General features: G+C 36.9%; 19 protein-coding genes. 15 read left to right on the top strand and 4 right to left on the bottom strand.

The annotated features are described in order from the left end of the window. Positions 1 to 68: 68 nt before the first annotated feature. The 10 genes from ACTJKN_RS07520 (at position 69) to ACTJKN_RS07565 (ending at position 15,011) form a co-directional block, all read left to right on the top strand. Positions 69 to 2,261, top strand: a complete 2,193-nt coding sequence (locus ACTJKN_RS07520) for a lantibiotic dehydratase family protein (RefSeq protein WP_440823722.1) — start codon at positions 69 to 71, stop codon at positions 2,259 to 2,261. Next, positions 2,258 to 3,106 carry a thiopeptide-type bacteriocin biosynthesis protein gene (locus tag ACTJKN_RS07525; protein WP_440823723.1) on the top strand — a complete coding sequence of 283 codons (849 nt, stop codon included), beginning with the start codon at positions 2,258 to 2,260 and terminating at the stop codon, positions 3,104 to 3,106. Before ACTJKN_RS07520 ends, ACTJKN_RS07525 begins: the two co-directional genes overlap by 4 nt. A 32-nt stretch (positions 3,107 to 3,138) precedes the next feature. Continuing rightward, positions 3,139 to 4,386: a lanthionine synthetase LanC family protein gene (locus ACTJKN_RS07530; protein WP_440823724.1), complete on the top strand. Its 1,248-nt coding sequence runs from the start codon at positions 3,139 to 3,141 to the stop codon at positions 4,384 to 4,386. 17 nt (positions 4,387 to 4,403) lie between these two features. Continuing rightward, on the top strand, positions 4,404 to 6,023 hold the full coding sequence (locus ACTJKN_RS07535; protein WP_440823725.1) for a hypothetical protein: 1,620 nt from the start codon (positions 4,404 to 4,406) through the stop codon (positions 6,021 to 6,023). 65 nt (positions 6,024 to 6,088) lie between these two features. Continuing rightward, entirely contained in the window at positions 6,089 to 7,234 is a 1,146-nt protein-coding gene (locus ACTJKN_RS07540; protein WP_440823726.1) for a hypothetical protein, read from the top strand. Further along, positions 7,231 to 8,304: a hypothetical protein gene (locus ACTJKN_RS07545; protein WP_440823727.1), complete on the top strand. Its 1,074-nt coding sequence runs from the start codon at positions 7,231 to 7,233 to the stop codon at positions 8,302 to 8,304. Before ACTJKN_RS07540 ends, ACTJKN_RS07545 begins: the two co-directional genes overlap by 4 nt. 70 nt (positions 8,305 to 8,374) lie before the next feature. Next, a complete protein-coding gene (locus tag ACTJKN_RS07550) occupies positions 8,375 to 10,483 on the top strand; it encodes a S41 family peptidase (RefSeq protein WP_440823728.1) in 2,109 nt (702 codons plus the stop codon). Between the two features lie 115 nt (positions 10,484 to 10,598). Further along, on the top strand, positions 10,599 to 12,785 hold the full coding sequence (locus tag ACTJKN_RS07555; RefSeq protein WP_440823729.1) for a peptidase domain-containing ABC transporter: 2,187 nt from the start codon (positions 10,599 to 10,601) through the stop codon (positions 12,783 to 12,785). A 10-nt stretch (positions 12,786 to 12,795) separates the two neighbouring features. Continuing rightward, the gene (locus ACTJKN_RS07560) at positions 12,796 to 14,070 is read left to right on the top strand and encodes an HlyD family secretion protein (protein WP_440823730.1); all 1,275 of its coding nucleotides are present in this window, start codon (positions 12,796 to 12,798) and stop codon (positions 14,068 to 14,070) included. A gap of 5 nt (positions 14,071 to 14,075) precedes the next feature. After that, positions 14,076 to 15,011, top strand: coding sequence for an FkbM family methyltransferase (locus tag ACTJKN_RS07565; RefSeq protein ID WP_440823731.1), 936 nt, complete (start codon positions 14,076 to 14,078; stop codon positions 15,009 to 15,011). On the opposite strand, the gene ACTJKN_RS07570 is transcribed toward ACTJKN_RS07565, so the two are convergent. Further along, positions 14,994 to 16,310 (bottom strand): glycosyltransferase family 2 protein, encoded by a 1,317-nt coding sequence (locus ACTJKN_RS07570; protein ID WP_440823732.1) that lies wholly within the window; start codon positions 16,308 to 16,310, stop codon positions 14,994 to 14,996. The genes ACTJKN_RS07565 and ACTJKN_RS07570 overlap by 18 nt on opposite strands. A 38-nt stretch (positions 16,311 to 16,348) precedes the next feature. Then, a complete protein-coding gene (locus ACTJKN_RS07575) occupies positions 16,349 to 16,984 on the bottom strand; it encodes a glycosyltransferase (protein ID WP_440823733.1) in 636 nt (211 codons plus the stop codon). Between the two features lie 463 nt (positions 16,985 to 17,447). Here ACTJKN_RS07575 and ACTJKN_RS07580 point away from each other — a divergent pair, with 463 nt between their 5' ends. Then, on the top strand, positions 17,448 to 17,852 hold the full coding sequence (locus ACTJKN_RS07580) for a hypothetical protein (RefSeq protein WP_440823734.1): 405 nt from the start codon (positions 17,448 to 17,450) through the stop codon (positions 17,850 to 17,852). A 117-nt stretch (positions 17,853 to 17,969) separates the two neighbouring features. Here ACTJKN_RS07580 and ACTJKN_RS07585 read toward each other — a convergent pair whose 3' ends face one another. Next, positions 17,970 to 18,260 (bottom strand): hypothetical protein, encoded by a 291-nt coding sequence (locus ACTJKN_RS07585; protein WP_440823735.1) that lies wholly within the window; start codon positions 18,258 to 18,260, stop codon positions 17,970 to 17,972. Positions 18,261 to 18,646: 386 nt separating this feature from the next. Here ACTJKN_RS07585 and ACTJKN_RS07590 point away from each other — a divergent pair, with 386 nt between their 5' ends. Next, positions 18,647 to 19,015 carry a class I SAM-dependent methyltransferase gene (locus tag ACTJKN_RS07590; protein ID WP_440823736.1) on the top strand — a complete coding sequence of 123 codons (369 nt, stop codon included), beginning with the start codon at positions 18,647 to 18,649 and terminating at the stop codon, positions 19,013 to 19,015. A gap of 120 nt (positions 19,016 to 19,135) precedes the next feature. Here ACTJKN_RS07590 and ACTJKN_RS07595 read toward each other — a convergent pair whose 3' ends face one another. Continuing rightward, complete coding sequence (locus ACTJKN_RS07595) at positions 19,136 to 19,621, bottom strand: hypothetical protein (protein ID WP_440823737.1); 486 nt, start codon at positions 19,619 to 19,621, stop codon at positions 19,136 to 19,138. A gap of 412 nt (positions 19,622 to 20,033) precedes the next feature. Between ACTJKN_RS07595 and ACTJKN_RS07600 the strand changes: the two genes are divergently transcribed. Genes ACTJKN_RS07600 through ACTJKN_RS07610 form a run of 3 tightly spaced genes read left to right on the top strand, consistent with a single transcriptional unit; the run spans position 20,034 to position 22,878 of the window. Continuing rightward, complete coding sequence (locus ACTJKN_RS07600; protein ID WP_440823738.1) at positions 20,034 to 20,396, top strand: response regulator transcription factor; 363 nt, start codon at positions 20,034 to 20,036, stop codon at positions 20,394 to 20,396. Further along, complete coding sequence (locus ACTJKN_RS07605; protein WP_440823739.1) at positions 20,393 to 21,457, top strand: HEAT repeat domain-containing protein; 1,065 nt, start codon at positions 20,393 to 20,395, stop codon at positions 21,455 to 21,457. The genes ACTJKN_RS07600 and ACTJKN_RS07605 overlap by 4 nt, the downstream gene beginning before the upstream one ends. After that, positions 21,451 to 22,878, top strand: a complete 1,428-nt coding sequence (locus ACTJKN_RS07610; protein WP_440823740.1) for a glycosyltransferase — start codon at positions 21,451 to 21,453, stop codon at positions 22,876 to 22,878. The genes ACTJKN_RS07605 and ACTJKN_RS07610 overlap by 7 nt, the downstream gene beginning before the upstream one ends.

Genomic DNA, 22,878 nt, shown 5'->3' on the forward strand with positions numbered 1-22,878 from the left:
CATAACATATAGAGTTTAACTATGACATTTTCTTTTTTTAGGGCCTAAAGACAGCCAAACAGATTTTTATGAGAGAATATGTCTGTTTTCCAAAATTTATTTTCCGGACGCCAACCTTAAATAATCTTTCATATCTACAAGAAGGATTAGTTGATAGCCCGATATTTTATGAAGCGATTTCAGTTTCTTCCAGAGGATTTAGAAAAATTTTAGACTTAGAAAAAAATGTTTCAAACTCAGGGTATTCTCCGAAAGTTAGAGTTACATTAAACAAATATCTTGCTAGGATGTGCACAAAAAGTACTCCCTTAGGTATTTTTGCGGGAATAGGAGTGGGATACGTCTCTACAGAGACGAGTATAGCTATTGATAGCAGCACTGATTTTGATGCATTCACCGATTTTAATTTCAGTTTTTATGAAGGACTTTTAGAATACATAAATAAGAACAGAAATATTCGTCATAGCCAAAAGTATTCTGTCAATACATCATTGTTCTTTTTTGCAGGCACATACCGATATAACGAAAGGATACAAAATGGGCCTTTTAGGATTTCCGAAATTAAAGCCGACGATTTTATTACTCTATTGATAGAATCCTGTAAAGTACCTCAAACAGCATACTATTTAGCGCAGCTTCTTGTTATCCACGATCACGCTGAAGAAACCTCAGATGCATTGGAATTCATAGATGAATTGATCAATAATAATGTATTGGTGAGCGAACTGGATTTAAGCTTGACCAGAACGGATCAGCTAGGGTTTTTGATAAAAAAACTGCAATCTTATGAAAATCAAGAAGCAGAGAAATTGATAATGGTTATAACTTCAATTCGAGATGAGTTAAATGAATTAAATCTAATCAGTATCGGAGGTCGAGAAAAGAAGTTATTGGAGTTGGAGAATAGTATTATATCCAAACTTAATCTCAGGGATATCTCGAAGGCAGGACTAACCAACACAACATTGTTCGTAAAGAATAATGCCAAATTGGAAAAACGATTGGTTGATAAAATATATAACGGGCTGGTAGGACTAATCACACTGCTGTCGGTTCGAGAAACAGAGGATTTAGCATTAAGAGAATTTAAGATACAGTTCCTTGAACGTTATGATGGACAAGACATTCCACTATTGGAGGCTTTAGATCCGGATATCGGAGTAGGGTTTGCGCAATTTACGGCCGAGAGCATTCAAACTGATCCAATAATTATGGATTTTAATATCAACAAGCAGAACAATTCCCGATCTGGTGGGCCTGCAATTGATAGCCTACTGCTTAGAAAATTTCAAAACTATCTTAAAAATCCGGAAAAAGGATTTATTAATATCGTCCATAGTGATCTAGGTGACTATCCAAAAAACTGGTATGCAGATCTCCCAAATTCATTTCTTGTAGGTAACGAGATATATGACACAGGAGCAACTCCATTGATATACCTGAAGTTTGCTGGTGGTACAACCGGTGTCAATCTAATCAATAGGTTCTGTAAATCCAGTCCAGAATTATGTGAATATGTAAAACAGGTTACAGAAATTGAGGAAAGCCTGTTGAATGACAATACAATAGCTGCTGAAATATCTTATCTCCCAGAAGAAATTGATTCTTCCATTATTCTTCAAAGACGGGCATGGTATAAATATGAAATTCCAATTATGAATGTACCTTCCCATGAAGAAGAAAACGTTATCAGTCCATCGGATATTTTAGTTTCTATAGATTCTTCCAACCAGATTGTGCTTAAGTCTAAAAAAAATGGTAAAAGAATTATCCCAAAAAATACATCCGCTCACGATTATAGCTTCAAAACCAATCCACTTTATTACTTCCTTTCATCCCTACAGGTGCATGAAAGAGCCAAGTTTAGGTTTATATTGGATTGGGAAGATATTTCCTCGCCTGACGGATTCTTTCCTAGAGTCTGCTTTGAGGACAATATAATCCTTATTCTGGCGCGATGGAAGATATCTAAGATTCAGATTGATTCAACACCAAAATTTTTTGACGAAATGTACAGGATGAAAATCGAAATGAATATACCTGACAAAGTTTGGCTGCGAAAAGGTTTCGATTCGAAGATCTTAATAGATTTTAATCATAAATCTTCGATGGATATTCTGAGGGCAGAGGCGGCCAAAGAACCATATATAGTATTTGAAGAATACCTTTTCGACAACGAAAAAGCCTTGATTTCCACTGAAAAGGGGATTCATAACAATGAAATATTTTTAACCTTTACAAAACTTATCCCAAAACTTTGACAAGAAAATTTTTCCTCGGTAGCGAATGGCTTTATTATAAAATCTATTCTGGAGTTAACGTTTTGGACAAGTTACTATGCAATGAAATTTTTGAAGTTGTGTCCTTCTTGTACGATAGGCGGCTTATTGATAAGTTTTTTTTCATTAGATATACCGATAATGGTGGCCAACATCTACGTTTAAGATTTCATCTATGTGAGTTGTCCTCCATTAACAAAATTATCACGTTATTTCATCAAAAATTTACCGTTTTGATTGAAAACCGTTATATAAAAACCATTACGACGGATGTATACAATCGCGAAATCGAACGATACGGAGAAGCAACAATTGAAATAGTTGAAGATATCTTTAGCTTGAATAGCTACAAAATCATCCACTATTTAAGAAATGAAAAAAAAGGATTGCAAATTATTCCAATAATAAACGTAATTCTTGACGCATTTGACTTTTCTAATGACCGGAAACATCTGGTCTGTGAAGAAATGTATCAAAATTTTATTACCAGGTCTCCAGATGATCTGTACTTGAAAAGACACATACAAACTGTACAACGCGAGTATATGAAGGAAGCAGAGCAAACGTTGTACATAGAATGTAATTTACCTGGATTTGATGAGCAACTTTACATGCGCACATTAAAGAATAACATTTCAAAAATTGACAGGTCAATTCTGATAGGAAGTGGTAAACCGACCGTTGAAGATGTTGTCAAAAGTATTATTCATATGGAGTTTAACCGTTTTTTTTCACATAATCAAAATACATATGAGGTGGTCATATATTATTTATTAAGCAAACTGTACAAAAAAAACGCGTTAATGGAAAAAAAGACACTTATTTAATTTCAACGGCAGTAACAGAACCTAGAACCACTATGAGACTAAAAAAACCAACTTACGTTAATCCAGATATTTATCGAATTCTCAATGATATAAATAGAATGATCAAGGCAAATGAGGAAGAGATTATTTCAAACCAAAACATTTATCTTCACACGGGTTCAGCAGGGGTCTTGTTATATGCCATACTTTACAATGAGATACTCGACGATTCATTTTTTGATGAATTACCTTTAGGGATCATCAACCAGATAATGGACATCGTCTCTGGCCGAGATGGTGTGTCACCTTCATTTTGCGAAGGTCTGTCTGGCATCGGCTGGTTGCTAATTTTTTTAAAAGAAATTGATTATGTTGATTTTGATACTGATGATTTCCTAGCTGACACTGATCTTTATCTCAATTCATTTCTTGATGTGTTTATTCAGGAAAGCAAATGGGATACACTGTATGGATATATTGGGATTGGATTCTATTTTTTGAAAAGAATGAACAGGCAATCTCTCGAAAAAATAGTTTTTGCTTTGAACCGAACAATTGTAACTCAAAGCACTGGGATGGCTTGGGAAAGATTTGAGCCGTACTTTTCAAAGAATATCATTGATATGGGGTTGGCGCATGGCAACTCAGGAATAATTGTTTTCTTAAGTGAGTGCTATAAGAACGGGATTCTTCGGGACACATGTCGAAAATTGATAAGCAATGTTTTAAATTTTTATCTCAGCCAGCGACAGGATTTCTATAACATCGGTTCTTTTTGGAAAGATTTCATCCCTGCTCATGACGGTTATCGAGAAAATGACGAGCCAAAGTTTTCGAAACTAGCCTGGTGTTACGGAGACCTGACCATTTTAAATGCCTTACACCAGGCTGCAGTAACTCTATCAGATCATCAAAATTCTAACCTATTAAAAGCTATGGCTATCGAGACGTCTAAAAGAAGGGATTTCGATGATTCCTTGGTTAAAGATGCCTTTTGTTGTCATGGAAGTAGTGGAATTATGCTGCTCTTTCAAGAGCTTTATGAAAGGACTGGGGAAATCGCCTTCCAAGAGAGTGCTGAATATTGGTTGTCAGTTACGCTTTCTGCATTTGGGAAACAGGAAAAACAGCTTATGGCACTTAAAGATCCATTTTCTGAATACAAATTCGAACTCTTGGAGGGCATTTCAGGAATAGGCTGTGCATTGTTGAATCGTACGCAAAGAAAGACAATTCGCAATACAGGTGTGCAGTCATGGAAAGAAGCTTTTTTTTTATTTAATTCACTTTCTGTCCGTTAAAGGCTTATATTTTCACTATGTTATTCTTATCTGCACAGCCCGACGATAATTATTTTATTTGGCAGCTTGAAATACAGCTTCTAAATTTTTTTCAATTTAAAATTGACCCGAATAACATTCACGTGCTAGTAGCATATGAGGAAGCTAAGGGGATAAATAAATCATTTAAAAGGTTTAGTGAGAGTTATTCTGCATATGCAAAGTTTTATTATTATCCAGATAGAAGAAAATGTAAGAATTATATTTCGAGTATCAGACCTCATATTATCGCACAACATTTCAGTGCTTTCCCAGAACTTGAGGAGAAGCCTATTTTTTATCATGATTCAGATATTGTATTTACAACCTCCCTTCCAGATTTCGATAGGCTATGCGCGGATGATAACTGGTATTTTTCAGATGCTCGGTCATATCTTGATTCAAGGTACATAAGAGCAAAAGGTCCTAATGTTTTAAGGGAAATGTGTGAAGTCATTGGTATAGACGCAAACCTAGTTATCGCGAATGATAATAATGCTGGGGGAGCGCAAGCTATTATTAAAAATGTCAACGAAGCGTTCTGGATACACATGGAGACCGATTGTGTAAATCTTTATAATCATCTGAAAAGAAGTGAACCACGATACAAAGCTGAATTTGTAGAAAGTCGCACAGGAAAAGCAGCAGATTATGTTCCGATAGCAAGCTGGTGTGCCGATATGTGGGCTTTATTATGGAATTCATTTAAAAATTACGCTACGAAGATTGATGAAGAACTGGATTTTTGTTGGCCCCCGGATGATGTTGAAGTCTGGGCCAACAAAAAAATCTTTCATAATGCAGGAATCGATTTAAGTAGCAAGAACCGATATTTTTATAAAGGCGCCTTTAATAGTTTCTCTCCGTACGACAATAGCTTCGACTTCGTTTCCAAGCATACATGCAGTTTTAAGTATGTGGAGAAAATCACAGAAATTGGTAAAATAAAAAAATACGATTCTGAAGATGTGACTTTCATAGTGGTTAGTGGTGAAGATTCAAACTGCAATATTGACCTAAACACATCCTATTTAAAATATAGATTTGGTGAACAAGCAGCTATATTGAGCTATAGATCAAACCCGTCCGATGACTCTTCATCTCAATCTCTGGAATCATTTGTTTTGCAGATTTTACCTCAAATTCAAACTTCCACTATCTGCTTGTATGATGGCGACACACTAACATTGCCAGTCCATCTTGACAATTGCCTGAAAAAGGTTAAAGACAGTTCACAGACCCTGGCGATATCTTCAGGATATTACCTTGACCGAATAAGGGGGGGATTACGAAAGGATTTTGTTCGCAATTTAGATATTCCGCGTATTAACAGATTTTTGGTCGACAATGAAAACGTTTTATGTGGTGACATTTCAAGTTTGACCGTTGATAAAGAAGTGCTCATTATGCTTCTTAAAGGAAAGTCGTCAATCAGGTCAATGTTTTATTTTTTAAAAGAAATTGTACTGACAGCAAAATTTATTAATAAGCACTTTCATTTGGAAAATATTGGTAAAGCCGAGATAAAAACACCACAAAAGTTTATTAAGAATCGATCTATTTCAAAAAAAGGGGCATTCAAAGATATCATGTCATACAGTAAACATTTAATCGGATAGTGTTTACACATTGTCGAGCTAAAAAAGAATTTTATCAATAGATGAAGAATAACAGGTCATTTAACATGCTGGCACAGATAGCCAATAACATCATTTTAAACATAGATTTCCACAAACAGAGAGGTGTATCTGCTGGGAGGATGGGTAGTATTCTGTATTTATACTTATATGCAGAATTAAAGGATAGCGAAATACTATTCAGCTTGTGTAATGAGCAGTTGTTAATAATTTTGGATGCCTTGAATGAAAATGATATGTCATATGCTCATGGTATCGCAGGCATTGCAGACGTTTTGCATTATTTACACAATGAGGACATAATCGAAATCCCCGATCGTGATGATTTTTTCGCCAACGTGAATATTGAAATCTTAAGGGGATATGGTCAACCATCTTTAGAGCCAGATTCTCTACACACCACGCTTTATCTGTTAAACGAATTTGATATCTCGGATGTCGAGAATGTTAATCAGATCGAAAAGTTGTTATATTTAGAAAGAGCTGTCGAACATGTTGATATAATTGAAACGTTTTTAGGTTCGCTAAAAGTTTTAAAAGACAATAGCTTAACCGAATCAATAGATCGCTCAGCCGATATTATAAGGGTTAAAAACATTTCTAAAAATTTATTAAATATTGCCGATTTTTTGCACGCTTTGAAGAAGAAAAAAATCTATCTCATAGTTGTCGATAGATGTCTTTCCCTACTAGAAAAAAAGAACAATGATCTATTGATACTGTTATATAATGACAGCGAATTCGGGCAAAATTTTCTCGCGCTGTCCACCAAACTACATTTCTTAACTATTTCTTTTTACATAAAAATGTATTTTAACGGCGGCCCCTATAATGAAGATAAAATTCAGTTTGAAACCTTTCTAAACGACTTTTTATGTACAAAGGCCCTTAGTTCGAGTCTAGACTTGCGGCAGAACTCAATTGACTTACATATTGCGACTTTAATAAGTCTTTTCCAAGTCAATGACAAATTAAATTCGCAACTTATTTGGACGGGTATTAACAATTATCTTGATGCCATTCTTGAAAGTTTTGATGAAAAGAATTTTTGCTCAGATTTTACCAACAGTTCCTCCATTAGAGCTACTCTTGGCCTTTTGGGGCCCGCGGGGCTGGGAATTTTATTGATGATCAGCCTCGATCATAAATTTATAAGCGCCACTCACATTTTAAAAAAAAATTATACCATATGAACGAAAATGAAATTATAGGGGTTTTGTTTTTGGACAGCTCAACCACAGATGGTTATTTGCATCAGTTTATTGACAGGAACCATACAGGGATTTTTTCTTCGACGATATTTGTTCATATTGGAACAGAACAGTGTTTAACACTTTCTAGGCATGATGTTAGATCTCAAATTTTTATACCTTATCCAAACTCCTCCGAATTTAATATCAGCAACGAATCAGATGCAATGATTTTTGGTTATAGGATTATCGAAATAATGGTTGTGAACGATTTTGTCACTGCCGGAAAAGAATATTGCTTTATGTTCCATAATTTCGATCTTTACTATATTGCCGCAACAATAATCCGTAGATTTAATTCAAAGATCATTTTGTACCAAGATAGGCCGTTTACAAATATTGCATCGGTAAATCCCGGAAGAAATTATTTGCTGGAAAGTAAACAAACACCTGATGAATTGGCCCATCTAAAATCTGGTACATTATTTTTAAATTATTCACATTTAATCCTTGCAAAAGATTCGCACACCAAAATCGCACTTATGGAGGTTTACGGTATACTAGATGAAAGGGTTGAGGTTTGGTCAAACTGTATTTGGAATAACTCAAGCGGGGGAAAACAGTCTTTGATAATGTCTGAATTATCTGCAGCTGAGGATAAAAAAATAGTGTTTATTTATCTTCAGGACGAAAAATCTGAACACGTAGTCAAACTTTTATCCATTCTCAGGGACGTTACTAAAGATGTTTTCGTTATTTGTGGGATTAGCCTCGAGGAGGTACCCCTATCTTTAAGGTTTGCTCCAAATCTTAAAATTATAGGGAAGGTTAATAAAAAAGAGATCTCAGAATTGGCTTCCGAAGCTGATGTACTTTTATTCCGGAAAGGGAACTTACCGAATTTTATAAATCTAGTAGATCTGCTAAGTAAAGGTGTTAAATGTCAGTATTTTGATGACTTAGATATGATAGCATTTCATAACATGGATATTGAACTTCCTTATTTCACTGAATTGCGTCAAAAAGAACAATTGAAAACATTAATCGAAAACACCACGAAGCATGAAAAGTAAGTTTTATCTTGTTATTTTTATATTTATACTGCTTCCCATTTTTAGTTTTTGTCAATTATCCAAGCGACAAATGAAAAATCTAATAGCATTTTCCAAAACATTTGGATATGTTCAATATTTCCACCCATCCGACGAGGCTAAACTAGGGATTTGGGATAACGTAGCCATCAATGGCAGCAAGATAATGATGGATGTAAAAAATGATCAGGAATTGTTACAAAACCTAAAGGCAATATTTTTGCCACTTGCCCCTTCCCTCCAATTTTCTGACAACGGAAGTACTATCAAATTTGATGAACAGAAGATGAGCCCATTAGATAGGAAAGATTTACTACCAGTTTATTGGCAACATCTAGGCTTCAACCTTTATAGTGGAATAATGGAAAGACCATATTACAGTATACGGGTAAACCGCAGTTCGCCCTTTGAGCAAAGGAATCAGTATACAGCAAATATTACTGGAAAGTATGATGTCAGAAGATATCGCGGCCTTCCATTTGAATTTAGGATTCGTGCGGAAGTCAATGATAGCACATTTACTTTGCCGCTGTCAATGGGTATCTCAGGAACGCAGTCTTCTAGCAAAAATTTGATTCTTGATAAAACTAGCGGTAAGGATTATGTATTTAATGGTATGGTTGGAGATTCTGTAAATCACTTAATTTTCAAACTCAATTCAAATTTGGGAATACCAGCGTCACTGAACAAACCTGAACTCATAGTTATTGAAAATGGACTAAAGGTTAAACCCATGGAGATAGACGATGATGGAAAAACTTTGGGAACTCAGCAAATAACACTTGAAGTCAATTCGACAGACCTTCCATTATTCAATAAAGAACTCAATTTTGGCGAGTATATTAAAACGGAGCTAGTTAAAGGTATTCACTTTCTGATGCCGTTGGTTGTTTTGGGGAATCAAAGTAAAACTTTTCCCGTGGCAATTCAATCAAATGATTTTCAATCAGGTTCCATTGCCAAAACTTTGAACAAAGACTACTACGGTAAAACTGCATTTTCGTTTACGGAGGTGAGGTTAGCTGATGTCATTATACTTTGGAACATTTTTAAACATTCTTATCCATATTGGGGAGATGTTAAAATATCAGCCGAGGCCATACTGGAAAAGGCTTTGGCAGATGCTGCTCGTCCACAGTCGCCAGAAGGATTCATACAAACTATCAAGAAGATGACTGGATACTATAACGACGCTCATATGTTTGTAGTTACTAAGGATATAAATGATAGCCTTTATAGTCCAGCAATTTCTTTAGTTAAAGTGAGGAAGAAAGTCGTTGTTAAGGATGTGCTAAATAAAACTACATCTGCTTTCCTTTCGCCGGGGGATATCGTCAAGGAGATTAATGATAAATCGATTAAAACGATATTGGATTCTCTGATGAACTATAATTCGGGTTCACGGCAGATGAAAACACTACTAGCTTTAAATAATGCCTTGACGCAGAACATGCCAAAGAATATCTCGATGAAGATTGAGCGTGGTAATGTTATAAAAAAAATAGATTTGAAAAGCGACGAACCCGCGAAGTTTTTAGTTCCTGGAAATAGCGGCTATCTGAAAAGATCTAATGGGTGGCTGAACCCTCAAGTCTATTACTTCGATCTGACAAGAAATTCATTAAATGCCAAAGACCTAAGAGAGTTGACCACTGCACGTAATATAATTTTTGATCTTCGTGGGTACCCTTTCGACCAGACAGTTAGTGAAAATCTAATTGAAGCTTTAATCACTAAAAAACTTCAGGTTTCCCGAATGTTCATTCCGGAAATATTGTATCCAGATTATAGAAATGTTAGTTATCTTCCAGTGAAAGAGGAATATAATCCTTCTATAGCCAATCATCTAAAGGGAAACATCATGTTTTTAGCAGATGCTTCTGCCCAGAGCGCGGCCGAATCAATCCTTGGATTGGTGAAGGATTGCCACCTCGGTACAATAATCGGAACGCCAACTTCGGGAACAAATGGAGATGTAAATATTGCATATTTGCCAGGAAAGGTTACTGTATATTTTACTGGTATGCTGGTCAAAACCACGGATGGCAAAAAACATCATTTGAAAGGAATAAAGCCAGATGTATATTGTGAACAGTCTATAGAGTCTATTAAGTTAAGACAAGATTTGGTACTGCAAAAAGCGATATCGTTAAGTCGGTAAAGTCGAATTTTTTGGTATATTTCAGGTATCCCACAGTTATGTGCAATATGTAAATTGTTTTACGAAATATAACTTGATATTGCTATAAATATTAAACCTATTAAATAATTAGACATTGAGAAAGAATTTCCCTTTCTATAAACAGTATGACCAGATGGATTGTGGCGCCACCTGCTTACGGATGGTGTTTAAATATTATGGACAAAATGTTCCCATAATCCGTATAAGGCGCCTATGTCAAGTAACAACGTCAGGTGTGAATATGCTCGGAATAAGTCAGGCGGCAGAGACAATGGGTTTTCGGACTTATGGTGTACGACTTAGCATCGACCAATTAAACGAGATAGAACTCCCTTGTATTTTACACTGGAACCAAAATCATTTTGTAGTTCTCTATAAGATAAAAAATGAACGATACTATATTGCTGATCCAGCGAATGGGCTGGTCACAATGGATCGTAAGGAATTTGCCAGTAATTGGTTTGCACAAAGGCAATTGCATGAAGGAATTTCGATTTTATTGGAACCAACTCCAAAGTTTTATGATTCGGACGATGATGAACCCGAAAACTCGTTAAAGTGGAACAAAATATTTGCTTATTTCTTCAAGTACAAAAAACTGTTCTTCCAGATCATATTAGGGATGTTGCTTGGAACATTGATGCAATTGATTACACCATTTCTGACTCAATCTGTTGTAGATATCGGTATCAATACAAAAAACATTGGTTTTGTAAACCTAATCCTGATTGCACAATTGGTACTATATATAGGCCAGGTAAGTGTATCTTTTATCCATTCTTGGATTATGCTCCACATAAGCACAAGGGTTAACATATCAATTTTAACTGACTTATTGATGAAATTGATGAAGCTGCCTATGGCTTTTTTCGATCTTAAAACGCATGGGGATATCATGCAACGAATGGGTGATCAGCAACGAATTGAATCTTTTTTGACAGGTTCTACACTTGTTACGCTTTTCTCCATGCTCAACTTATTAATATTCGGTACAATACTGATTATCTATGATAAAATCATTTTTCTTGTGTTCATTTTAGGTACAGTTCTATACACCGCGTGGATACTGTTCTTTATGGGCTATCGTAGAGAACTTGACAATAAAAGATTTAAAATCTCTGCTGACACACAAACTTATATGGTTGAATTGATTTCCAGTATTCGAGATATTAAGTTGAGTAATTCCGAAAAACAAAAGCGGTGGGGATGGGAAAAATATCAGGCTAGGCTGTTCAAGTTTAAAGTAAAAAGCCTTGCTCTATTTCAATACCAACAAGTTGGCTCAATGGCCATCAATCAGATCAAAGGCATCTTAATTACCTATCTTAGCGCAAAGTCAGTTATAGATGGGGATATTACGCTTGGCGGGATGATGGCCATACAGTATATTGTTGGAATGGTAAATAGCCCTGTTGAACAGCTGTTAGAATTTTTACAATCTTATCAGGATGCTAAAATAAGTCTTGAGCGGATAAATGAAATATATGAAACCGAAGATGAAGAGCCTATAGAGAAGGAATTTACCTCTGACCTGCCCGCCGATAAAGGTATTGAAATGCGCAATCTATCGTTTAGATATTTTGGGGCGGGAAACAATTTGATTTTTGAAAATCTAACTTTAAAATTTCCTGAAGGTAAAACAACGGCAATTGTTGGCATGAGTGGTAGCGGTAAAACAACCATTTTGAAATTATTGATGAGGTTTTATGAAATTGAGGAGGGTGAAATACTGGTAGGAGGAAAAAAACTTAACCAAATATCTTTTCATACATGGCGTGAGTCTTGTGGGATTGTAATGCAGGAAGGCCATATTTTTGCAGATACGATAGAAAACAATATTGCCGTTGGAGAAGAATTCCCAGATCAAGTGCGCATTCAGCACGCTATAGAGATGGCTAACCTATCTGATTTCATCAGCGAACAACCATTCGGAATTCAAACTAAAATCGGAGTAGCGGGCAGGGGAATTAGTCAAGGTCAGAAACAACGGTTGCTCATTGCAAGGGCGGTTTATAAGCAACCTCAATACATCCTCTTTGATGAGGCAACCAATGCTTTAGATGCTAATAATGAGCGGGTGATTATTGATAATTTAAAAAGCTTTTTTAAAAACAGAACTGTAATCATAGTTGCACACAGGCTCAGCACAGTGAGCCATGCGGACAATATTATTGTACTTGAAAAAGGTAAAGTTATAGAAGAAGGTACACACAAAGCCCTTACTGAACAGAGAGGTGAATATTATAAATTGGTGAAAAATCAACTAGAACTTGGAAATTAATCCGCATTTTATGGCGAAGCACTTTAATGAAGATAAACATAGTGAAGATCTGCAGGATATCATAGCTAAGCCACCATCGTGGCTGCTAAAACGGGGTATTAGTTTTGTTTTTATGGTGCTTGTCTGTATCCTGGGACTTTCTTTTGTTATCACCTATCCAGACACAATTAACGCTTCAATTAAAATAAATGCCTTAAACGGACCCAAAGTAGTAATAAATAGGGTGCCAGGCAATATAGATAAGATCTTTATCAAAGATGGGGAAACTGTAACAAAAGGCGAGGTGCTGGCGTTTATGGAAAGTACTGCCGACCATCAACAGATATTAGCACTTTTAAAGATTTTAAGGGAACTTTCACTAAAGAGCGTTAATGGTAAGCACGAGATGTTGCTTAAAAACCCCGGTGTGTTAAAGCTTGGCGAATTACAGGCGTCATATGAGATTTTTTATCAAGCCTATATCTCCTATCAAGCCTCACTCGATTTGGGTATATATGCTAAAAATAGAAATTTTATATTAAAGGATATCGAATTCTTATCCCAACAAAACAATACCATAGCGGAAAGGAAAAAATTGCAGGAAAAAGAATTTGAACTTTCTAAAAGAGAGTTTGAGCGTTACAAAAAGCTGGACGAGAAAAAAGTGATATCGAAATCTGAACTGGAAGAGAGGGAAGCCTATTATTTAAATAAACAATACCCATTGAACCAAACGGCAAGTATGATTATAGACAATAAATCATCGATCGCCTTACAAAGGCAGAAACTGGCGGAATTGGATGATCATGTCGAAACGCAAAAATCAAAGTTTGTCCAATCATTGAGCAGTTTAATAAGCGAAACAGAAAGCTGGATAAAAAAATATGTAATAACCGCACCTGTTCCAGGAAGGCTTTTATTTTCCGGCACCATTGAGGAGAACCAGTATCTGGAAGCGAACAGAGATGTTTTTTTTATCAATCCCAAGGATGCGGTTTATTTCGGAGAGATGTACATTCCGCAGATAAATGTCGGCAAAGCAAAAGTCGGTCAGGAAGTACTCATCAAAGTCCGCAGTTTTCCTTTTCAGGAGTATGGATATCTGAAAGGAAAAATTTCAACTATAAGTGAAATACCGCTAAAAGATAGTTTATTTTTTTCCAAGGTAATAATCTCAAAGAAAACACAGAACAAAAGAATACATTTAAAAATTGGAATGCTCGCAGATGCGGAGATACTAACTGATAACCTTTCTATTTTCGAACGAATAAGTAGATCGGTCAGTAAAGCGATACATTATAGGTAAAATTGATGAATAAATCACTTGAAAAAGTTCGCCAAAAAATCTTGAGTTTGAATGAAAGGGAAAGAGAAATATTTTTTTCTCAAATGAGAGATGAGTTTTTTAAAGAAGAAAACATAGATACAAATAAAGCTTTAAAGCAAGGGTCGAACATGGTTATTAACTTTCCAAATTTAATTAATGAGAAGTTTACTAAGGCTTTACTCGTTGAAACAGGCAATGGAAATTACTTGGTCCAGCCAGAAGATAACTGTATAGGACTGAACTTAAGAAAATATGGAGAAAACGCCATTGAACAAATCGAATATCTTGCAAATTTTATTTCTTCAGAAACAAAACTGCTTATAGTTGGAGCTCATATCGGAACATTAACCATACCACTTTCCAGAATTGCAAAACTGGTTTTTGCTGTGGAGGCTAACCCTATAAGCTATAAATTATTAAAATACAATCTTGCTATAAACAATACTAAAAACTGTAAGGCTTTTAATTTTGCGGCAAATGATAAACCTACTGAACTTGAGTTCCTGTTAAATACACAAAACAGTGGAGGAAGCAAGCGGAAGCCAATAATACAGGATCATATGTACTACTACGATAATCCGGAACAGATTAGCGTCCCTGCCTTTAGACTGGATGACGTTTTCAAGAATAAAAAGTTCAATGTTGTATTAATGGATATTGAGGGATCGGAATATTTTGCCCTTAAAGGAATGCAAAGAATATTATCGTCTGCTACAGTTCTTATAGTTGAGTTTCTTCCTCATCATTTAAGAAACGTGAGTGGAATTAGCGTCGACACTTTTCTAAAAGTCTTACCGGGGTTTAAAATAATGATAGTCCCCTCGCTGAGAATCCGGGCAAAGAGGAAAAAATTCTCAAAAATACTTACCTATATGTTTGACAACAATATTGGCGATGAAAATCTAATTTTTATCAAATAGATGAGAACTAATAAGATTAGTTTGTCTAAATTGTTTTTTAGCTCTTATCTCAAAGTCGATCTTTTCTTGCAATGCTCTATTCACCATATGATCGTTGTTTTCATGAAGGCGGTAAAAGTAAATTGGTAACGGATTAAATGCTACGTAATCGTACCCGCAAATCTCCATCAGTGGAAGCATTAGAGCAATATCGTAAGTCATTTTGTAAAACTGTCCAAAAGAGTCTTTGAAAGCTGTTAATTCCGGGTCTTGTGAGAGCAGTTCGCTGTAAGCTTTGTATTTGAAAGTTTTTAAATGTGAGGCTTTCCATGCTGCAACCCTGAGATTTCTAAATTCCTCAACGGTATAACAATATTCCTGTGGTAGTGAATAGCTTCTTGAGATATTAAAACTGCCGTATGTCATAAGGTTGTTTCCGCGATAATACCTATCTACAACATCGAGTGAATAATTATCCATAAGCGCGTCATCACCATCCAAAATAGCTATGATGTCGTCCGGAAAAAATAATTGGGAAATTAAAACTTCATGTATATTTTGAAGCGCATATTTTCTTTCACTGTTTCTTACAATCACGAATTTTGGATGATTGGGTATTTTGTCTGTCGAGGCATCGCTAGAGCAGTCATCAATAAAAAATACCCTGAAATTTAAATGGTTCTGACTTAATATGGATTCTAAGCACTCTTCAATGTATTTCTCAACATTTCTAAAAGGTACAATTAGATTAATCCGGTTTCTATCTTTGTGATGTTTGCTTTCTATCAGGCGTTCCTTAATTAATTTATCTTTTTTGATTCCCAATCTCGACGAAAAGGCTTTTTTTATATGATATAAATTCAGGATGTCTTTTATTTCACCGATCCCCTTGCTAAGAGCGGTTGAGTCTTGGATCACGCGTTTGATAAATTCAAAAGTATTACCTAAAAGAAGGAAACTTTTTAGTTCGTCTGTTTTTTCAATTAAGAAAAATTCATCATTAATACATGTAGGAACTTCAGTGAAATATCCATCTAGGATGAGTGAGTGTAATTTTTTGTCAACTAATTGAAAAATGGATGAAAGAAATGTATCACGATGGTAGTTTTTTAAGAAATCGGTATTCGAAATGATGAGGATTGCATCATCTCTTTCAGCGATTGCTTCCTCAAGTATATGACTTAGCTTTTGTACTTCAGTTAAACCTTCTGGGAATGCAAGATCGCTCAGGCTAAGTTCAGGAAACAGATCAAGGTTATACTCGATTTGAGCCTTGCTTTCGCTGCTAATGATATATGTTGTTATAAAAAAGTCATTCACAATATACCTCCGAGTTGCTAATAGTTAATTATGTTAAGCTATTTAATCCAAGAATGTGCCCAAAAATGTACCATTATATTTTTCTTTCCATACACCTCTGCCTTGCGGATTTCTGAATAATCATATTCAAAAACGTCCTTTACGTCAAGTACTTCCTGTTGAGACTCCTGATACCTCCTAAATGCCGATCTCATTCTATAAGGTCCTGAGTATTGTGGAGTGGCCATTAAGTCTCGCTCATCACGCTGAAAGGTATGAATAATGTCTTTTACTAGAAACATTAAATATTTCTCTTTTTTTGGCGCCGAGAAGTGCTCTGACGCTAACGTGCCATTGCTTTTATCTATCAATAAATATCCAAGTGGTGTTGAATTGCAGAGATCTATAAATCCTCCAATATTAAACAGCTTAATATCCCAATCTACATAATATCCTCCATACTTATAAATAATCAGATATCTAGCAATATCAGATGCCTCTGCGTGGTTTCTTGCTGTAAGGAATGCCTGCAGGGCAAAGGGGAAGTAGTTTTGAATAAATGTTTTTAAACCATCATCATCCCATATTGCAATTTTGAATCCATGTTGTTTTAAGATGGACCAGGATTGTATGCAGTCAATTATTACTTCTGTTTTGGAAGGTCCGACGATATGATGAATTATTTTCGGTGTCATTCAACTGTTTATTTAATTATGTAAATGCAAGGTAAAGAAAATGGTCAGTATTTTACGACTAATCGAGCTTCCAGATTTGTTGTTTTTGTTAGAATTTAATAATATGCTAGGTTTAGGCTGTTGAAAGATAGATTGAATAATTTATCGAATCCATAATTTCTTCCAGACTGAGATCTAGCGGTTTGATGAAACCCGGACCATGTGTCGGGTGAATTTATATCACTCCGGGCAATTCTATTAATATTTAGCAGGGCATCTTGCTGCAAACAGTATTTTGGAAACCTCAACAAGGATAAGAATCTAATGTAGTCTACGGCAACGCGCCTACTGCTATGCTAAGTTTAGAAATTGGCGGATTTGATGACCGGAACCACCTTACTATTCAATAATAATTGCTTGTAATTATAACAAAACTATTTGTTTTTACGCCAGCGGTTTGCTAGGTTTAAGAAATGAACTATTTATGAGCCACAATCCTATTATATTATACGTAGATACTAATGACAGGGATAACTTCCTAAACTATACTCAGGACGCGAGAAAGATTTCTAAAAATATCAACCATTTTTGCGAGAAATATGCGCAAGATATAGAAATACAAAAATCTGTATACACCGACGATGTAGTAAATATAAACATCATCGGCAAATATATCTGTATTTTACATAAGAATACAGACAGCCAACGAATGCTGCTTTTTGATTCTATGGCTATTGAAGATGTGGGCGTGGTTAAGGCTTTTCTATTGAAACTGTTCAATAAAGATTTATCTGATGATTTTATACTCAAACTTATCTATCTAAAATCTCAATCTTCCCGGTCGTTTTATCCAGTTTTGTTAAGCAGTGATATCCCTTCTCCGGAATAAACTTCGCTACAATTTCAGTCTTGCAGAACCTGTTTGTATTACCGCTACTTTTCTAAAGATTAAGAATTCCATTCAGAGAAAAAGACATAACTTGACTTAAAGCCAATCGCTGATCCATTATAATCCAACCTCGTAAAGACCCTGCTCCAGATCAAAAGCATCTATCTTTTTGAACCTTGCCTTTTTGAGTACTTTTTCTGCCGCAATATTTCGCCTGTTCACCACAGCACCAATACGCCCAATTCCACCCTCCAGTAACTGCTCAACCACAGCAGGCAATAACTCGGTCATCAAATAGGATCCACTGGCAAAACTGCCCAAATAAAACTCAACAAAAAAAGGATATTCACTGACCCGATATTGCTCCCTGGCCAGTTCCGGAGAAATCAGGTCAATCATGCCTACCACCTGACCGCTCTTTTATCCGTAATAAAATGTAAGAGGTTTTTTCCTGTATGAAAATTGATCAGCATCGTCCGAAGGTAGAATTCCGTCTCCTGTAGGCTTTCCATACGCTTAGATGGAAGATAGCGCAAAGTATGATCATCAGATAATATCCGGAAGACCTCCACGCTTAACGCATCAAATCGTTCCAGATCCACCGCACGAAAGCCATGGGTCAGGTATCGGGAATTTTCATAATGGATGGGATAGGGCATCGGGCCCGAAAATAGTAAAACATTCGGTCCGCCAAAAAAGAAGTTCTCAAGGACATCGCAATATTTCTACACTGGTATCAACAACGCAGGCAGAATTTCCATTGACCGTTCTTTGTCTCTATCTTTATCGTCCAGATGAAAAGTGAGCATATTCAGGAAACCTTCGGAAACATTGATACTTATTTATTCGACCAGTTGCTTAAAGGCACCTACGATGAGTGCTGTACCATTTTGGACGCTGGGTGCGGAACAGGTCGAAACCTGTTGTATTTTTTAAAAATCGGAGCGGAAGTGTATGGCGTTGATCAAAACACGGAAGCCATCTCGCAGCTGAAAACCTTTGCTGCCGCATTTCCTCAGATCAACTCAGAAGAAAACTTTAAAATTGCTCCGGTCGAAAAGCTTCCTTTTACAAAAGAAAGTTTTGATTTGGTTATTAGCAGTCCTGTACTCCATTTTGCGGAAAACCAGGAACATTTCGAAGCTATGCTAACCTCCATGTGACGCGTACTTAAACCTGGAGGATATTTCTTTTGCCGCCTGGCTTCAGAAATCGGCATTGAGTCATTGGTCAGATTTATTGGAAATGGTAGGTACATACTTCCAGATGGATCAGAACGCTTTTTAGTTAACCAGGAGATGCTGGGGAGACTCACTAAAAAACTGGGCGGGCAGCTTCACGAACCCATCAAAACTACCAATGTACAGGCCCATCAAAAATCTTTTCCCCTCGACCGAAGATTTATCGTAAAATTCGTCCAATTGCTCAATATTTCGCATAGCTTTTAGGAGTAAGCCTTCTATATTCGGCACCGCCGCATTCTCCACATTCAGGTCGTTTATTCTCGCCTCCAAAATTTCTATCCGATTGTTGCAATTATTTTTGATCGCCTGAACGTCACCTCCCTCAACGTGTCCGTCTAGCAAAAGTTCGTGTCCCCTGTCAATCTTTTTGACGAGGTCTTCGATCTGCTTGGGGTAGTCCTTGCGGTCATCGACGATAGAAAACGTTTGACTGTTATACTGACCCTTTATCGTTCTGGTGAAAATTTCCACTATGCCTTCTCTTGGCAGGTATTTCAGCAGCTCTGCCTCAAAATCAGCATTCATCGCCTTTTCTGCGCTGAACCTTGTGCCGCATCTGGCAGTGCAGTGGTAATAGGTGGAGGTACCAATGTACCAAAATTGTAAATAGGCCTAGTCATTGGTGTCTTCCTTCATCTTCAAGACTGTGATTTTTCATCCACTTATCCATCTACCCTTATGCATTTAGTCGTAGTTTAAAGCTTGTAGTTGTGCGCTAAAAGTTACTGGGTTCCGTTCTCTAAAATTATGGATTTTCACCCATTGCATGGAAAGTGGTTTGCACGCAACTTCTGCTTTTAAGTGCTCAATTTGGTGCTATTTATCCAGTGTTTGGGCATTGTGTATTTCTTTGATAATGATTACGGATTGCAGTCGCATTGTTTAATTATCCATTGAAATGTATTAACTTTGCAAGAGACATCCAATAACTTTAAATATGAGGGTATTAATTGCTGAAGACGATGAGTTAATGCTCAGAACAGTCGAATTCCGTTTAAAAAAAGACGGCCATGAGGTGATCCTGGCGCGTGACGGAAGAGATGCGTTGCAGAAAATAGATGAGTACCAACCTGACCTGATTATTTCCGATGTGATGATGCCTTACCTTTCGGGCCTGGAAATTGTAGCTGCGGTAAAAGAAAATAGCCAAACTCCCATCATTATCCTTTCTGGAATGGGACAGGAGGATATCGTACTTGAAGCTTTTCGTTTAGGTGCAGACGACTACTTAACGAAGCCCTTTAGTCCTAACGAACTTTCTGTGCGGATAAAGCGGTTTGCAGTAGTTAATCAGAGATGATTTTTTTTGAAGTACTGCTGTCATTTTTCTTCGCTCTGGCGATCTGCCTGATCACATTTCTTTCTTTTTATCTATTTGTCAGGAAAATCTGGAGAAGGGAATATGTTAAGTGGGACAGGATGATAGATCTGTTACTTCGTAAAGCTATATTCTTTCATGAGGACAATACCGGGCAACTGGCTTTAATTCCAGTAACCCGACGGTTAAAAGCCAACCTGGAGAATAAGAGATTCTGTAAGCAATTTGTGAAAAAAATTATTGCAGCAAAGCGTAACATGTCTGGGCGTTATGGTGAAAACCTGCGTCATTTATACATTCAGCTTGGTTTGGATAAAAAGGCACTCCAATTATTGGAAAGCCGAAAATGGCATGTGCGGGCTTATGCTATTCAGCAGATTGGAACGATGGTCCTTAAGGAGCATCTTACCAAGATATACCGTTATACGAATAATAAAAATGACCTGGTTCGTATTGAAGCACAGATTGCCGTACTGAATCTTTTTGGATTCGAAGGACTTCGTTTTCTTGATGTCATCTCGTATCAGATCACCGAGTGGCAGCAGATCAGGCTTTTAAAAGAGTTGTCTACAGTGCCACAGGCCGAGTTAACGGGGATTGATAAATGGCTAAACTCTGGCAATCCGAGCGTTGTCATTTTTGCCCTTAAATTAGTCCGGAATTATCATCGATACGAGCTTTATGAGAACATTGTAAGTTGCCTGGATCATGGCGATGCCAATGTGCGGAGGCAGGCGATCTCAACATTAACCGAAATATACATAGAAAGTACATCAGAAAAACTGCTGAGCAGGTTCGAGGCAGAAACCTACAAAAATCAGATCGCTATCATGAATGCAGTAGCAGTGATTGGGGATGTGCAAAATGTTTCAACGCTGCTAGGTTATCTCGAAGCCGAGCAGCACGAAATGAAATTTGCGGTTGCACGTGCGCTTGTCAACGGCAGTGCTATCGGCCTGGAGTGCCTGATTAACGATCCCAGATCCAAAAATTACCCCTTAAGTGACATGATTCCCCAACTAAAAAGCGAGATTAAATGGTGAGCTGGCAATCGTTTTTAACAGATTTTTTTACTTATGGGTTATTAACCTATTCACTGGTGCTGTTGTCCTGCTACGTATTCATCGCGGCGTTTTCGATGGGAGAGATCCGCAACTACCTGCGAAAAAATAGTTTTACAGATTATGGCGTGCTGGCAGGTTCCAGGCAGGCGCCAAGTATCAGTATATTGGCACCTGCGTATAATGAGGGAGCCAATATTATCGAAAATGTACGGTCTTTGTTGTCTATTAATTACACCAATCTGGAAGTAATTATTATTAACGATGGGAGTAAAGATGATTCATTATCAAAGCTGATTGAAGTTTATGATCTTTATAAGGCTGACTTTTTTATTAACGGCCAGATTGAAACCAAGGAAGTAAGAGGCGTTTACAGAAGCAGAAAAGTAGTTTACAGAAAGTTAATTGTTGTTGATAAACAAAATGGCGGAAAGGCAGATGCCTTAAACGTTGGTATAAATGTTTCAAGCAACGATTATATTGTTTGTATCGATGTTGATTGTATCTTAGAGCAGGATGCTATTCTGAAACTGGCCAAGCCTTTTTTGGAAAACACGAAAGAGCGGGTGATTGCTACGGGAGGAGTAATTCGTATTGCCAACAGCTGTATTGTGGAAAATGGGCGTTTGCTCAAAGTTAAGCTTCCCAGACAGTTCCTGCCGCGTGTTCAAACGCTGGAATATATTCGGGCCTTTTTACTAGGTCGGATGGCCTGGAGTCGCTTAAATGGTTTGCTGCTCATATCAGGCGCTTTTGGCGCATTCGATAAAGAGATTGTGATCAAGTGCGGAGGATATAATCACAAAACAGTAGGTGAGGATATGGAGTTGGTAGTAAGAATGAGACGATACATGCAAGAAAAGGGGATTGCGCACAAAGTGAGCTTTATTCCCGATCCCCTTTGCTGGACGGAGGCGCCATCGACCTTTAAAATACTGGGGCGGCAACGAAATCGCTGGACCCGGGGCACAATAGAGACCCTGCAGATACATAAAGTCATGTTCTTTAATCCCAAATATGGCCTTTTAGGTATGATCAGCTATCCATATTGGTTTTTCTTTGAATTTTTGGCGCCTTTAGTGGAATTTTTCGGATTTATCACCTTTATTGTTCTTGCCAGCTTCGGATTGATCCAGTGGTCTTTCTTTTTGGGTTTATTGCTTTTTATATTCAGCTTCGGATTTTTATATTCGGTTTTTGCAATATTGATGGAGGTGCTCACTTATAACCAGTACAAAACGAACAGAAATCTCCTGCTTTTAATTCTTACCGCTTTTCTGGAGCCATTAATCTTCCACCCGTTTGTGGTATGGTCGGCTATCAAAGGCAATATCGATCTGTTGAGGAAGAAGAATTCATGGGGAGAAATGACCAGGAAGGGATTTACAAAAGAAAAAAATTAA

This window comes from Pedobacter sp. 22163, assembly GCF_052045595.1.
In the GTDB taxonomy this organism is placed as follows: domain Bacteria; phylum Bacteroidota; class Bacteroidia; order Sphingobacteriales; family Sphingobacteriaceae; genus Pedobacter.

Bases quoted from the DNA above. Each gene is read 5' to 3' on its own strand.
- ACTJKN_RS07530 (WP_440823724.1), top strand. From the start codon at position 3,139: ATGAGACTAAAAAAACCAACTTACGTTAATCCAGATATTTATCGAATT.
- ACTJKN_RS07605 (WP_440823739.1), top strand. From the start codon at position 20,393: ATGATTTTTTTTGAAGTACTGCTGTCATTTTTCTTCGCTCTGGCGATC.
- ACTJKN_RS07590 (WP_440823736.1), top strand. From the start codon at position 18,647: ATGAAAAGTGAGCATATTCAGGAAACCTTCGGAAACATTGATACTTAT.
- ACTJKN_RS07565 (WP_440823731.1), top strand. From the start codon at position 14,076: ATGAATAAATCACTTGAAAAAGTTCGCCAAAAAATCTTGAGTTTGAAT.
- ACTJKN_RS07575 (WP_440823733.1), bottom strand. From the start codon at position 16,984: ATGACACCGAAAATAATTCATCATATCGTCGGACCTTCCAAAACAGAA.
- ACTJKN_RS07580 (WP_440823734.1), top strand. From the start codon at position 17,448: ATGAGCCACAATCCTATTATATTATACGTAGATACTAATGACAGGGAT.
- ACTJKN_RS07550 (WP_440823728.1), top strand. From the start codon at position 8,375: ATGAAAAATCTAATAGCATTTTCCAAAACATTTGGATATGTTCAATAT.
- ACTJKN_RS07540 (WP_440823726.1), top strand. From the start codon at position 6,089: ATGCTGGCACAGATAGCCAATAACATCATTTTAAACATAGATTTCCAC.
- ACTJKN_RS07520 (WP_440823722.1), top strand. From the start codon at position 69: ATGAGAGAATATGTCTGTTTTCCAAAATTTATTTTCCGGACGCCAACC.
- ACTJKN_RS07535 (WP_440823725.1), top strand. From the start codon at position 4,404: ATGTTATTCTTATCTGCACAGCCCGACGATAATTATTTTATTTGGCAG.
- ACTJKN_RS07600 (WP_440823738.1), top strand. From the start codon at position 20,034: ATGAGGGTATTAATTGCTGAAGACGATGAGTTAATGCTCAGAACAGTC.
- ACTJKN_RS07595 (WP_440823737.1), bottom strand. From the start codon at position 19,621: ATGAATGCTGATTTTGAGGCAGAGCTGCTGAAATACCTGCCAAGAGAA.
- ACTJKN_RS07560 (WP_440823730.1), top strand. From the start codon at position 12,796: ATGGCGAAGCACTTTAATGAAGATAAACATAGTGAAGATCTGCAGGAT.
- ACTJKN_RS07545 (WP_440823727.1), top strand. From the start codon at position 7,231: ATGAACGAAAATGAAATTATAGGGGTTTTGTTTTTGGACAGCTCAACC.
- ACTJKN_RS07610 (WP_440823740.1), top strand. From the start codon at position 21,451: ATGGTGAGCTGGCAATCGTTTTTAACAGATTTTTTTACTTATGGGTTA.